Annotated in this window: 12 protein-coding genes; 9 read left to right on the top strand and 3 right to left on the bottom strand. The window is 60.2% G+C overall.

Features of this window, described 5'->3' with window-relative positions:
* The 3 genes from C4334_RS08550 to C4334_RS08540 form a co-directional block, all read right to left on the bottom strand.
* The coding region (locus tag C4334_RS08550; protein WP_352431667.1) for a S8 family serine peptidase at positions 1-611 on the bottom strand (611 nt) is incomplete at its 3' end.
* Positions 608-910 carry a hypothetical protein gene (locus C4334_RS08545; RefSeq protein ID WP_352431666.1) on the bottom strand — a complete coding sequence of 101 codons (303 nt, stop codon included), beginning with the start codon at positions 908-910 and terminating at the stop codon, positions 608-610. The genes C4334_RS08545 and C4334_RS08550, both read right to left, overlap by 4 nt.
* Before the next feature lie 1,250 nt (positions 911-2,160).
* Positions 2,161-3,444 (bottom strand): AlbA family DNA-binding domain-containing protein, encoded by a 1,284-nt coding sequence (locus C4334_RS08540; protein ID WP_352431665.1) that lies wholly within the window; start codon positions 3,442-3,444, stop codon positions 2,161-2,163.
* A gap of 353 nt (positions 3,445-3,797) precedes the next feature.
* On the opposite strand from C4334_RS08540, the gene folK reads away from it, so the two are divergent.
* The 9 genes from folK (at position 3,798) to C4334_RS08495 (ending at position 13,622) form a co-directional block, all read left to right on the top strand.
* Positions 3,798-4,325, top strand: coding sequence for a 2-amino-4-hydroxy-6-hydroxymethyldihydropteridine diphosphokinase (gene folK / locus C4334_RS08535; protein WP_352431664.1), 528 nt, complete (start codon positions 3,798-3,800; stop codon positions 4,323-4,325).
* Between the two features lie 180 nt (positions 4,326-4,505).
* Entirely contained in the window at positions 4,506-5,399 is an 894-nt protein-coding gene (gene panB / locus C4334_RS08530; RefSeq protein WP_352431663.1) for a 3-methyl-2-oxobutanoate hydroxymethyltransferase, read from the top strand.
* 21 nt (positions 5,400-5,420) lie between these two features.
* Positions 5,421-6,305, top strand: coding sequence for a pantoate--beta-alanine ligase (gene panC / locus C4334_RS08525; protein ID WP_352431662.1), 885 nt, complete (start codon positions 5,421-5,423; stop codon positions 6,303-6,305).
* A gap of 30 nt (positions 6,306-6,335) precedes the next feature.
* Entirely contained in the window at positions 6,336-6,836 is a 501-nt protein-coding gene (locus C4334_RS08520; RefSeq protein ID WP_352431661.1) for a (2Fe-2S)-binding protein, read from the top strand.
* A 262-nt stretch (positions 6,837-7,098) separates the two neighbouring features.
* Complete coding sequence (locus C4334_RS08515) at positions 7,099-8,802, top strand: trypsin-like peptidase domain-containing protein (protein WP_352431660.1); 1,704 nt, start codon at positions 7,099-7,101, stop codon at positions 8,800-8,802.
* Between the two features lie 16 nt (positions 8,803-8,818).
* Positions 8,819-10,051, top strand: a complete 1,233-nt coding sequence (locus tag C4334_RS08510; protein ID WP_352431659.1) for a serine/threonine-protein kinase — start codon at positions 8,819-8,821, stop codon at positions 10,049-10,051.
* Positions 10,052-10,151: 100 nt separating this feature from the next.
* Positions 10,152-10,988, top strand: a complete 837-nt coding sequence (locus C4334_RS08505) for a Stp1/IreP family PP2C-type Ser/Thr phosphatase (RefSeq protein WP_352431658.1) — start codon at positions 10,152-10,154, stop codon at positions 10,986-10,988.
* Complete coding sequence (locus C4334_RS08500) at positions 10,985-12,433, top strand: serine/threonine protein kinase (protein WP_352431657.1); 1,449 nt, start codon at positions 10,985-10,987, stop codon at positions 12,431-12,433. Before C4334_RS08505 ends, C4334_RS08500 begins: the two co-directional genes overlap by 4 nt.
* A gap of 64 nt (positions 12,434-12,497) precedes the next feature.
* Positions 12,498-13,622 carry a hypothetical protein gene (locus tag C4334_RS08495; protein WP_352431656.1) on the top strand — a complete coding sequence of 375 codons (1,125 nt, stop codon included), beginning with the start codon at positions 12,498-12,500 and terminating at the stop codon, positions 13,620-13,622.
* Positions 13,623-13,756: the final 134 nt, after the last annotated feature.

Raw genomic sequence — 13,756 nt, 5'->3', positions numbered from 1 at the left:
GCGGTAGCGTGCGCCGTTGCTCGGCCTGCCCACCAGCCTGCCGAAGCCGCCACTACGAGCACACCATCGAGCTTCCAACCGGCTGGATACCAGCCCCATTCAGCCAACTCCCGTCCGTCGTTGCCAGCAGCTACGATGACCACTATATCGGCAGCCACCGCACGTTGTAGCGCTTCGAGTAAGAAGCGCGACTCCCCCTTGCCTCCCCAAGCGCATAACGCCACGCGCGCTCCGTGCGCGATCGCGTAATCCATCGCCTCGATGGCCCAGCTCACGTAGCCACGCCCGTCGCTGCCCAAAACGCGCAAGCTCATCAACTTCAATCCAGCCTCTGACCCGCTCGCATCGAGGCGCGCGCCGACCACCACCCCAGCCAACTCCGTTCCATGTTCATCTGGGATGCCCGCGTTGCGTCGCCCGAAAACGAAATCCCAACCATCGACATCATCTACCAGTCCGTCGTCATCGTCATCGACACCGTTATCCGCTTCGCCTTGCCATCGGTGAGCTGCCAGCGCCGGATGCTCCCAATCTACGCCGTTGTCAAGCAAAGCAACCACCAAGCTCTCCACACCCAACGTGACTTGGTTGCGCGACCCACCTTCTTTCAACCCCTTCCCAAAGGATCGACCAGATCTACCGCCCTATCCGCTCGGCTCTCGCTGCCGCGTGCTCCACTTAACCCGGCCAACGCTGCCGGCCAACTGCCTGCTACCAGTTGCCAGTCCGGTTCGGCCCATTCAACTCCCATCGCACGCCCAAGCCTCGCTGCCACGGCGAGCTCCTGCCCAGCCGCGACCTTCAGTCGTTCAACGCCGGAGCGCCCATACAATCTCCCAAGGCGCTCGCCGCCGTTGGCGCGCGCCAACCGCGTGCGCGCTGCGTCGTCCAGCGATGCGCTGAAACGCACCAGAACTTGCCCGACGCGAACCGGCCAACTCTCGACTTCGCTCTGTTTGCTCCGCGATTCAAGCCTACCCACGCTGCGAACCGCTCGAGGCACTCCCGCGCTCAGCATCGCGCCCATCAGCCAGATGATGACGATCAATCGCTTGCCGACAGCTTGCCGACAGCATGGCTCTCTGCAAAACGTCGGTGAGTATTCGGTGAGTGTTTAGCGACCATAATGACCTTAAAGCGATCAAAAGACCAATGAGGCGGCAGATCGCTCCCTCCGCTAAAGTCCTGTTCCGAAAGCGCGCTCTTGGCGTGCGCGCCGATCTTCTTCCGTCACTCACGACTTGACTTCTCGTTCGAAGCCAAGCCTCCAACAATCAGCGAACAACGCTGAGTTGAAAGCCAGCATAACGCAACGCGCTCGCCGCGCGTGGGCTGTGAAGCGGGGCGTTGTGGTGGCGGCCGTCTATTGGGGCAAAGACCGCTTGGGCAAAGACCACGCGTCAGCTTGCGGATAGCGCACTGTATAATCCCAACAAGCTCAAGTTGTGAAGAGTTTTTTTGAGCTTCGAGGTTGACTTCGGACGAGAGCGAGAGAGGTAATCGCGGGAGGTCATCTATGGGGAAAAAGAAGTCGAACCGTAGCGCCCTCGGCGATGCCTTAATCTTTCGCTCAAGCGCTCTTTTGACCGAAACGCGCAGACCCAAATCCCCTCACCCTCAAGCCATTCTGAACGCGCGCGCCTCGCCGATCTCTCCCAAAGGAGGCGCGGCTCCACATCAGCCAACCAACAAGGCCATCCGGCGGCTGACCGGAACAGGTCGATCTCAGGGAAGCGCTTGTACGGCTTTTGGATGAGGCGGCTCCCTTCTTTTTAATCGGTCCTACGGAGATCAACAGAAGGCAGGCTGGAAGAAGCGCCCATGCGGGGAAGCTTTCTGATGACAAGACCCGCAGCTTGCCGATCGAGAGGGGGCGGAGTCAGCGCTATGTGTGGGATGATGGCAAGACCTTGAGCTTGCAGCTTGTCGGCGAGAAGCCCAGCACTACGATGGGAGGGCGCTTCCCTTCGCCCTCATCAACTTACCCGGAAGGGAGATTAAACCAGCAGGCAAGGTTAACGAACAAAATATAAGTATGCAGTCATGAAAGCATGTGGTCATGAAAAACACGCAGCATCCCCCATCGGCAAAGTTGCAAGGATGCCGGGACCGAGCGTGCAAACGATCCGTCGCCGGGACAAGGCTGGAGAGATCCACGGCTCATGTAACGCCGTGCAAACGCACGCGAAACTCGTCGTTGAAAGCACGGATCTCCACCTTTTGACCGGAGAAGACCCGCGCGCGGCGCAGCATCATCGGCATACCGCCTCGCGGCAGGTCCAGTCCATACGCGGGATTTGAGAAGATGGCGGCAAGCTGCGGGTTCAATCTTTGAGGGACGCCGAAGCGGATGGCGCGCTGCGCCGCGTGCGCGAACCCGGCCGTGCGCCGCGGATTGCAGATCTCTATGGCGCGGTCAAAAACGTGAATGCGCGTCGGCTGCTCGCGCACGGAAAGATCGCGGTGGATGAGCGCGTTGGCGATCGCTTCGCTCACCGCGTCGCGGTGATAAGCGGCACGCCCCACTACGGGCGCGTCCGGCAAAACCGCGCGTGGTCTTTCGATCAACAGGTCGCAATAGCGCGCGATGAAACGCAGCGCCGCCTCATAGAGCGCAAAGAGGTTGCCGATTAGTTCAGCCTGTTCGATCACGGGCGCTTGCGTCGAATCGCCGGCAAAACGGATCGCCGTCACCGCGGCTCCCGGCAAAAGCTCCGCCATGCGGTCGTTCCGCCCGAAAAGGAGTATGCCAGCCACGGTCGGCACCAGCGCCCCAGCGATGTTGGTCGCCAGCAGAAGGTCGCGTTCGAGCACGTCGGCGGTCGGAAATCCGTCCGGCACTTCTTCGGCGAACTCGCGCATGAAACTCCACAGATGGGCTTCGTCTATGTCTTCGAGGCGCGCGCCGATGACCGGCATCGTTTCGTAGTCGAACGGCCTCCCTTCGTCCAGCAGCGCGGTGATGTCGTCGGGCGAAGCCTCGCGCTTTTCGGCTCCGAAGCGAACGAAGAGACGCCCATCGCGCGTTCTGTAGGGCCGTCGTTTGCCGCGGATCTCGAGCGCCACGACGCGACGTCCGCTGTCGAAGCTGATGCAGTCGATGTACGGGAAAAGGGGTGGGACGATCTGTTCGCGGCAAATCTGCACAAGCTCGCGCTGGACCTCTTCCGGATCATCGACGCCCTCGATGCGCATCTGATCCGAGATGCCGAAGATGATCGTGCCGCCACCGGCATTGGCGAGCGCGACGATCTCTTGTGCCACCCGTTCCGGATTGGAGAGTTTGACTTTGAGTTCGAGGAAAGTATCTTCGCCGCCGCGCACCAAGCGCATCAACTCGGAACGCGAAGTCTGCGGCGCTGGCGTTGAGATGAAGTATTCATGCAAAGACCGCTCGGTAGAAGGTTCGTGACGTTGGTTGTTGCGAAACTTTCGTCGAGCCATTTGTGTCTGGACGGGGCTCTTCGGAATCGTCTCACCCGCCCGGATGGCGTCTCCAATCAGAGAGTCGCCATCGCTGGAATGAACGCCTCAGAGCACGGCGCTTGAAAAATTTTTCAAACAAACGCGCGCTCATCCGAAGCGCGCCGCAGCGGCGAAATCTTCGTTTCGCTCATTGGCAGTTTAACACACGAGAACCGACGCGGGCTACTCCCTCGTCTTTTGGGAACCCATCGCGCGCTCGGCAGCGGCGCGCAAACGACTTGTTCGCGCGCCAAGCGTCTCCCGTTCAGCCTTGCTTTCGTGCTATGGTTCGGGCGTCGGAGTGCGCGATACTCGCAAGGCAAGGGGCCAAGATGAAAGAGGATCAGCAGCGCAAAAGGGCATGTGCTTACGTTTGCATCGGGTCGAACATGGGCGACCGCGCCGGCCACCTTCTGCTCGCCGTGCGCGCCATGCTGAACGCAGCCCTTCCCATCTCGAAACTTTCGTCCGTTTACGAGACCGAGCCGGTTGACTTACGCGAACAACCCGAATTCCTCAACATGGTGGCGGAACTTCGCGGCACGCTTCCTTTGCCCGAAGAGCTGCTCGCACGCCTTTTGGAAATCGAACGCCAGCTCGGTCGGCAGCGCGGCCCGATTCTGCGCGGCCCACGCACCATTGATCTTGACCTGCTACTCTACGACGATCTCGAGATCGAGAGCCAGTTCCTGACGTTGCCGCACCCGCGTCTTCACTTGCGCCGCTTCGTTCTCGCACCGCTGGCGGAGATCGCGCCGCAAGCGATTCATCCAACGCTCAAACGAACTGCCGCTCAATTGCTTGCAGAAGTGCGTGACCCCGCGCGCGTCGAGGTGTGGCCTAAACGAAAGATGTGCTGAACGGACACCTGCGGACCGATGCGCAGACGTTTGCTGCGCACAAAAGTTTCGAAGCGACGCAGGCGCTTCGAGCGCGCGTCTCCGCATTCGGGCGCGGCCAACGAGAGGCGGTTTGCTCGCGGCGCGGCCGCTCGCCTATAATCGCTGCGGTTCGGCAACAGACCGCAGAAAGAAGGCCACATGGCTTACCTCAAACAACAGCGTCCGGAAAAAGTCACTGTGCCGTCTTTGCGCGCGAGCAAAGAGCGCGGCGAGCGGCTCGTCTGCTTGACGGCTTACGATTACCCAACGGCGCGCATCATTGACGAAGCCGGGACCGACATCATCCTCGTCGGCGACAGCCTCGGCAACGTCGTCCTCGGCTACGAGAACACCATCCCGGTGACGCTCGACGAGATGGTGAGCGCTACTCGCGCCGTGCGTCGCGGTGTGGAGCGTGCGCTGCTCGTGGCCGACATGCCGTACGGGTCCTATCACACGGGCGCGGACGACGCTGTTCGCGCCGCGCTGAGATTGATCAAAGAGGGCGGCGCTGAAGCCGTCAAGCTCGAAGGCGGTCGACATCGGATCGAGACGATTCGGCGCTTGATCGCTGAGGAGATACCGGTGATGGGCCACATCGGATTGACGCCGCAATCGGTCAACAAGCTCGGCGGCTTCCGCCTGCAAGGCAAGACGGCAGAAGCTGCGCGGGCGCTCATCGAAGACGCGCGCGCGCTAGAGGAGGCAGGCGTTTTCTCTTTGGTGCTCGAACTGGTTCCGCGCGAAGTGGCGCGCGTCATCACCGAGACGGTCAGCGTTCCGACCATCGGCATCGGCGCTGGCCCGCACTGCGACGTTCAAGTGCTGGTCATTCACGACCTGATCGGCCTCTCCTTCACCGAAAACAGAAAGCCGCGCTTCGTCCGCCAGTACGCCAACGTGCGCCAGACCATCGCCGATGCCGTCGAGCGCTTCGCCCAAGACGTGCGCACGGGCGCCTATCCGACCGAAGAAGAGTCGTATGGCCTATCGCCCGAAGCGTTTTTGGAGCTAGAATCACTGCTGAGCGAAGAAAAGATCGAGGAGAAGTAGACGCTCGCAAAACGAACCGCTATGGAGATCATCACCCGTCGTCAAAGAATGAGCATGGTCACACGCAAACTGCGCCGCGAAGAGGCCAAAACCATCGGACTCGTGCCGACCATGGGCGCACTGCACGACGGGCACTTGAGTTTGGTGCGCGAAGCGCGTCGAATGTGCGAAGTGGTCATCGTCTCGATCTTCGTCAACCCGACGCAGTTCGGCCCCAACGAAGATTACGAAAAATACCCGCGCGACCTGACCAAAGACACGACGCTTTTGGCCGATTATAACGTCGATTACATCTTCGCCCCGTCGGTGGAAGAGATCTACCCAAAGGGCTTCTCAACCTACGTGACGGTGGAAGGGCTGTCGAATCAGCTCGAAGGAGCGGCGCGCCCAGGCCACTTCCGCGGCGTGGCGACCGTGTTGACCATTCTCTTCAACATCATACGCCCTGATTTCGCCTTTTTCGGCCAGAAGGACGCCCAACAAACCATCGTGGTCAAACGCTTGGTGCGCGATCTGGCGTTCGATACAGAGATCGTCGTGTTGCCGACGGTGCGCGAGACATCAGGGCTGGCGCTCTCTTCGCGCAACGCTTACTTGAACGAAGAGGAACGTCGCGCTGCCGCCGTCCTTTACCGCGCTTTGACGCGCGCCGAGCAAGCCTACATCAACGGCGAACGTTCGGCGCGCAAACTCATCGAGATCGTCGGCGCCGAGGTCGCCACCGAACCGCGCGTTCGCCTCGATTACGTGAGCGTCAACGATGCCGAAACGCTCGAAAAGCTCGATAAACTGGAGGATCAAACGGCGTTGCTTTCGCTTGCGGCTTACGTCGGAAGCACGCGCTTGATCGACAACGTGGTGCTCCATCCGGCGCGTCAGCGCGTCCGCTCAATGGCGGAGAGCTGACGCCCGCGAGCGTCGCCAAGGAGGTCTGCTATGGCCCGCGAAGTCATCCCGCTTCGAGTCAACGGCGAAGAGCGCGCCGTCGTCACCGCCCCCAATCGAACGCTGCTCAACGTGCTGCGCGAAGAGCTCGGTTTGACAGGGACGAAACAAGGGTGCGACGACGGCGACTGCGGCGCCTGCACCGTGCTCGTCGATGGCACGCCGGTGCTCTCCTGCATCATGCTCGCCGCGCAGTGCGCCGGACGCGACGTGACGACCATTGAAGGGCTCGCGCGCCAAGCACGGCTTGATCGCGTGCAAGAAGCTTTCTGGCATGAAGGCGGCATGCAGTGCGGCTTTTGCACGCCGGGCATGATCATGAGCAGCTACGCGCTCTTGCAACGCAACCCGCACCCGACAGATGATGAGATCCGGCAAGCCCTGTCGAACAACCTCTGCCGCTGTACAGGTTATACAAAGATCATCGCCGCCGTCCGGCGCGCCGCCGAGTTTCCGGAATTCCTTCGTCTAGACGATGCCACCGGATCCTGATGATGCGGAGCGCGCGTTCCGAAAGAACCTTGATTCTCGCCGCGTTTGAATTATAATCGCCCCGTATGAATTATAATCGCCCCGTACCTCGCCGCGTTTGAATTATAATCGCCCCGTACTAGGTCGGGGGCTTGATGCGGTCAGACGGCCCGTTGATCGCCTCAGACCTTCGCGCAGAGATGAGTCGAAAAGCGACGCTCGCCCCAGCCTCGCTCGAATAACCGAAACGGCTTTCACATTCCACGGAGCACGGAGAAAGACCATGGAGCGCATCGTTATACGCCACCTGAGCGGATCGAAAGCCAACCAAGTGGAAGAGTTTCCCCTCGCCCACGTATCGGAATTGACGCTCGGACGAGACCCATCCGCCACCGTTCGGTACGACCCCGAACGCGATGATTTGGTCGGACGACAACACGCGCGCATCGCTCGCGATCCAAACGATCCATCGCAGTTTACGATCACCGACCTCAACAGTCGCAACGGAACGTTCGTCAACCGACAACGGATCAACGGCACGGTGCGGCTCGCGCCGGGCGATGTCGTGCAATTCGGTCCGGGCGGACCGGAGTTTCAGTTCGATGTCGAACCTCGCCCGACCCAATCGGTGAAGGCAACCCGCATTTTGCCCACCGGCGTCCCGCAAACGCGCGTCGCCGCTGAAGCGGCAGCCACCTCTCCGCCATCAACGTCGCCCGGCTCCCCTTCGTATGTTGGCAAAGCGACTGTGGAGAGGATCATCGCGCAGAACCTCAGCGAAACGGGCAAAAAGCAATCGCGCAAGTACATGTTGATCGGCGGCGCGGCGCTGCTCGTGGTGCTCGTTCTTTTCGGCGCTGTCGCCAGTTACTTGATCTACCGCAGTCGCACAACCGAGGCGCAGATCGGCCAAGAGGTCGGCAAAGTGCAGGCGACGCTGGCTGAAAAAGAGGCGCGTGCGCCCTTGACGCCCACCGAGATCGCGCAACGAAATGGCAACGCCGTCGTTTACATCGAAGTTTCGTGGAAGCTGCTCAACACCAAGACGGGCGGCTTGGTCTATCATCAGTTCATCCCGAACGAGGGCGGACGCCTATTGAAGGGCGGACCATCGGTCATTCCGGCTTACGTTCAAGTGGAACGCGGCAAGATCGAACCCTACCTGACCTACGAACGCAATCCGTACAACCGACCGATCAACGGCGAGCATACCGGTTCCGGCTTCGTCGTCTCGAGCGATGGATTCATCTTGACCAATCGTCACGTGGCGGCGACGTGGCGGACCAGTTATCAGTTCCCGGTCGATAACCCGCTCTATCAATTCGGCATCGTCTTCGCCGCCGATAAGCGAACGCCGACCTACGCTGGCTCGCTGGAGCCGCCCACCAATTGGGTGCCCGCAGAAACTCAGCAAGGTGGAATCAGCGGCACGTTCGAAGGGCAGAACGATATTTTGAACGTCACTTTTCCCAAGAGCGATCAACGCATCCCAGCCAAAATCGCGCGCATCTCCGATCGGCATGACGTCGCGATGTTGAAGATCGATGTGCCCGAAGCCGTACCCAAGGTGGAGATCTACGACAACTACGACACGATCAAGCCGGGAGATGCGGCCATCGTCATGGGCTATCCGGCGATCTCGCCCCCCGTGGTCGGCATCATCCGTTCACAAGACATGTTCAATCAGCAAATGCAAATCAAAGAGATCCCCGATCCCACCGTCGCCGTCGGCAACATCGGACGCATCCTCCGCGGGCAGGATCCCGAAAAGAACAAAGATATGGTGCTAAGTCTTTTCGGCGACGCTTACCAATTGCAGATCAATACGACAGGCAGCGGAAACTCTGGCGGGCCGGTGTTCGATGACCGCGGACGGGTGATCGGCATCTTCTACGCTGGCAGAGTGCGCGGCGGAGCGGCCGTCACTTTCGCCGTCCCGATCCGTTACGGCAAACAGTTGATGTCCGTCTCCACGGCGTCGAACTGATTGAAGGTCAAAGGAGATGTTGCAACCCGGGACCATGCTCGGCGAGTACCGCATCCTCGATCTTCTCGGACGGGGCGGCATGGGCGAGGTCTATCGCGCACAACACGCAAAGATCGGACGCTTCGCCGCTGTCAAAGTCCTCACCGGTGCCGCCCAGACCGCTGAGGCGCTGGAGCGGTTCAAACACGAGGCCTGCGTGCAATCGCGGTTACAACATCCACACATCGCTGCGCTCTATGACTTCACCGAGGTGGCGGGCCAACCGTGCATCATCATGGAATACGTTGACGGCCAAGCTCTTTCGGAGCTGATCGCCGCGCGCGGTCCACTTGCCATCTCCGATGCCCTCGCCATCTTTCAAGCGGTGGTCGAGGCCGTCGCTTACATTCACTCTTGCGCCATCGTCCACCGCGACATCAAACCGAACAACATCAAGATCAACTCCCGCGGCGAGGTGAAACTGCTCGATTTCGGCATCGCGCGATCTGAACTAACGCGCGGTCTGACGGCAACCGGACAAGTCATCGGGACGATTGAGTACCTTGCGCCGGAACAACTGCAAACCGGACGGGCCGACACGCGGTCCGATATTTGGGCTCTGGGTGCCTTGCTCTACGAAATGCTTACCGGACGCTCCCCATTTGCGGCCCCCAATCTCGGCGCGATCTGTGAACGGATCAACCGTGCCGCTTTCGAGCCGCCTTCCCACCTAAATCCGTTGGTCTCACCGGGCATCGAGAAGATCATCGGACGCTGCTTGCGCCGCGACCCGGCATCTCGTTACCAAACCGCTCACGAGCTTCTCGAAGACCTCGAGCGCGAACGCGCGCGTTTGAGAGCGACTGAACCGAAAGATCCAAGCTCTCGAATCACCGCCATGCCGCACCGTCGGCCCGTCGTGTGGGCGCTTCTCGGCACGGTCTTGGTCCTATGCGCTTTTCTCGCCATCAGATTCATCGGAAATGGCCGCAGGACGTCAACCTCCTCGCCGTTGCCCATTGCTGGGATGAACCAAGCGAGCACGGCGACAAAAGAGGCAGGCGCCAAGACCGTGCTGATAGATGTCTTCGAAGGACGGGCCGAAGTTTACCGCGACAATCGATTCTTGGGCACGACGCCTTACGAACTGCGGGCCTCTCCCGGTGAAAGGATACAACTGGAGCTGCGCCGCGAGGGATTTCAAGACAAGCCCGTGGAGTTCACCGTCAGCGAGACGCGCCACGTTTACACTTTCAGAATGGAGCGGTAGGCCCGACGAAACGTCGCCAAAAAAGGCGCAGAAGAAGATGCGCTCAAAAACGAAGATGGGACTCCTCGAGAGATTTAAACGAAGGTCACGAAACGGAAAGATGAATCGAAATCGGAGCATCAACCCGCAATTCGAAGTGCTCGCCAGCATCAGGACCGACCCCGGCTGCGTGCGTGAGATGAACGAAGATTGCGGCGTGCACGTTCAACCCAGCAACCCCGACTGGTTGCAAGGCAAGGGGACGCTGACCATCATCGCCGACGGCATGGGCGGGCATGCGGCGGGCGAAGTGGCCAGTCGGCTGGCCGCCGAGATCATCGGTCGCCGCTATTATGAAATTCAGGCTGACCCCACGGAGTCGCTGGCGCGGGCTTTCATCGAAGCCAATCGGAGCATCTACGATGCTGCATCTTCCGAGGCCCAACTTCGCGGCATGGGAACCACCTGCACGGCGCTTGCGCTATGCGATGGACAAGCGTTCATCGCCCACGTCGGCGATAGTCGCGCCTATCTTTTGCGCGCCGGACGCCTCAACTTGCTGACGGAAGATCATTCGGCCGTGATGGAGATGGTGCGCCAAGGCGTCATCTCGCGCGAAGAGGCGCGCCATCACGCGGACAAGAACGTCATCACGCGCGCGCTCGGGACGACGCCTGAAGTGGAGATCTCGACTCTCGGCCCGCCGTTGACGACGCGCGTCGGCGACACCTTTTTGCTCTGCTCGGATGGCTTGTACGACCTAGTCGAAGATAGCGAGATCGAGCGAGTGTTGCTCGAGGCGAGAGACATACATGAAGCGAGCGAGAGATTGATCGCCCTTGCGCGCGCGCGCGGCGGTCACGATAACATCACGGTTGGCATCGTCGAGCTACGTGCGGCGGATCAATGCGCCATGCGGGCGTCGCCCGTCACGCGCGACTTGAAGGAGGTTAAATGATCGGACGCATCGTCGGCAACTACAAGATCATCGAGAAGATCGGCGAAGGCGGCATGGGAGCGGTCTATCGCGGCATCGATTTGATGCTCGAACGCGACGTGGCGATCAAAGTCTTGCGCTCTGAGCTGGCCAATCAGCCGCAGGTCGTCGAGCGTTTTCGCTCCGAGGCGGTCACGCTTGCCAAGTTGAATCATCCGAACATCGCCGCGCTTTACAGCTTTTTCCGGCAAGGCGACGACTTCTTCATGGTGATGGAATACCTGCAAGGCAAAACCCTCGATCGCGTGCTCGCCGAGCGCGGGCGCATCCCGTACAGGGAAGCGATCCCGCTCTTTTGCCATGCGCTTGAAGGCGTCGGATACGCGCATCGTCGCGGAGTCATACACCGCGACATCAAACCGGCGAACATGATGTTGACTGATGAGGGCGTCCTCAAAGTGATGGACTTCGGCATTGCGCGCGTGCTCGGAACAGCGCGTATGACGCGCGCCGGACATCTCATCGGGACCATCGAGTACATGTCTCCGGAACAAGTGCGCGGGCTTGAGACGGACGCACGCTCCGACATCTATAGCTTGGGGATGTTGCTCTATGAGATATTGACCGGGCGCGTGCCGTTTGCCATCGAGAACGAGTTCGAGTTGATGCACGCGCAGATCGAACGCATGCCGACGCCGCCGCGTCAAATCGTCGCTGAGATCCCGGAGCCCATCGAAGAAGCGATCATGCGCGCGATAGCGAAAGACCCGGCAGATCGTTGGAGTTCAGCGATGGAGTTTCGCACGGCGCTGCTGAAAGATGAAACGCTCACGTTTTCACCTGCGCAAGGGATCGCCTCCACAACGTTTGGCGACGTCGCGCGGAACGACTCGAGCGAACACGCAACGACGTCCTCCGTCATCAAACCGACCGTGATCGCTCCGCGCGCTCAATCCGCAGAGGCGGTGCGAGAAACTCGGCTCGCCGGGTGGACTGCACCATCTGAACCAGCGTCGCCCGCAAGCATATGGAAGCCGAAAAGGATCGCCATCGCTGGTGGCCTCGCCGCCTTCGTTCTCCTTTTGCTGGTTCCGCTGGCGATCTTGCTTTCGCTCGGTGCAAGAAACACGAACTCGGGGGTCGATAGAACAACGAGTTCGGACTCGACGCCGAAGGTTCAACCCGCGCAACCGAGCGCGTCGCCCGCAGCGGCAACATCCGAGACGAAGGGTCCCGAGTTGCCAGCCGCACCGGCGTTGCCGCCGATTGAAGAGCTGAAAAAGCTGAAGAAGTTGGAAGAGGTCGCCTCCTCGGGCCAAGAAGCGACGCAGGCCAACGCCGACCAACGCGAAAACAAGCGACCGACGAAACAACAAACGCGCACTCCGCAAGAAAAACGCACGCAGACACAGCGCCGTCGGCCAAGTCATGAACAGCAAGTCGAAGAACTCATGAGGCTGCCCTAAGATGCTCTTATAGAAAAGAGGGCGCCATCGGCAAGGATCGAAAAGTTTAAGGGGGGAAAGCATCATGGAAAGAGTCGCTTTCACGAAAAGATTTCCTGTCGCGCTCGCCATACGACTTACGGTCGTTCTTCTGTGCACGTTTCTCTGTCTGACCGCCCCCGTGGCGCAAACTGTCAAGCCCTTCTCAAAAGAGGTCCTGCTCAATGCCGTGCGCTCCAAACGCTACACGACGGAAGCGCTCGTCGAGGCGGTGCAGCGTCGCGGCGTGGACTTTCAGGTGACGCCCCAAATCGAGGCCGAATTCCGTCAGGCTGGCGCATTTCCGGCTCTGATCGCCGCAATGCGCGCCAACTACCGTCCGAACGCCGTTGATTCGTCTGCTAGTAGGGGATCCAATGCAGCGGCACGGCCATCTCCAAACGTCGCCAAGGGGCCGCCGCTAACCAAGGATGAGGTCATCACCTTGTTGCAGAGCGGAGTGCCATCAGCGCGAGTCGAACAGATCGTCGAAGCGCGCGGCGTCCAATTCGTCCTAACGCCAGCGATCAGCCGCGAGATCGCCGCTGCCGGGGGCACGCGCTCGTTGCTCGGCGCGATCAGCGAACACGTCACGACGACCTTCGGGAGCGACGAAGATGAGACGCCGTCGCCCAGCAGGTCTTCGTCGCGTGCACCATCGCGCACGTCATCATACGACGACCTCATGGAGCGCGCGCTCGATAGATCAATCGGCCCGGATCAAACGATCGATCTCCTTTCACGCGCCATCCGCCTTGATCCTTCGCGTCCAGAAGCCTACCAACTGCTCGGACCGATGCTGCTCTATGAGAAAGCCGACGTCGGCGGAGCTGCGCGGGCCATGCGCTCGGCCATCGAGCGCGGCGGGAGCGCCCTCTTCCGCGTCTATCACGATCATGCCGGCGGTACTTTCCAAGATTATTGTGAAGGATCGCTTTACATCTCCAAAAACAAGGTCGTCTTCGAGAGCGATAACGGCGGCGACAGTTACGACGTCCCGCTCAGCGAGCTAGATGAAGCGAAACTGAACCGTTTCGTCGGAAACGAGTTCGCCGCGTTTCATATCAGGATCAAAAAGCCCGACGGCAAAAAGCGGAATTACAACTTCGCTCCGGCGACCAAACAATTGGCCGAATCCCGCTTGATCCTGAGCATGATCGGCTCGCAATGACGAGACCAAAGAGCGTGTTCGGTACGCGCAAAAAATTTCTTCATCTTGAGCCTGATCGGCTCGCAATGACGAGACCGCCCGCGCAAGCCTCGTAGATCAAGGGCGAAGGGCTGCAAACGAAGCCCTTTCGCCCC

The sequence above is a fragment of the Pyrinomonas sp. genome (assembly GCF_040289685.1).
GTDB lineage: Bacteria > Acidobacteriota > Blastocatellia > Pyrinomonadales > Pyrinomonadaceae > Pyrinomonas.
Note: the sequence above shows the minus strand (reverse complement) of the source record. Positions and strands in the feature narration are given on the sequence as shown.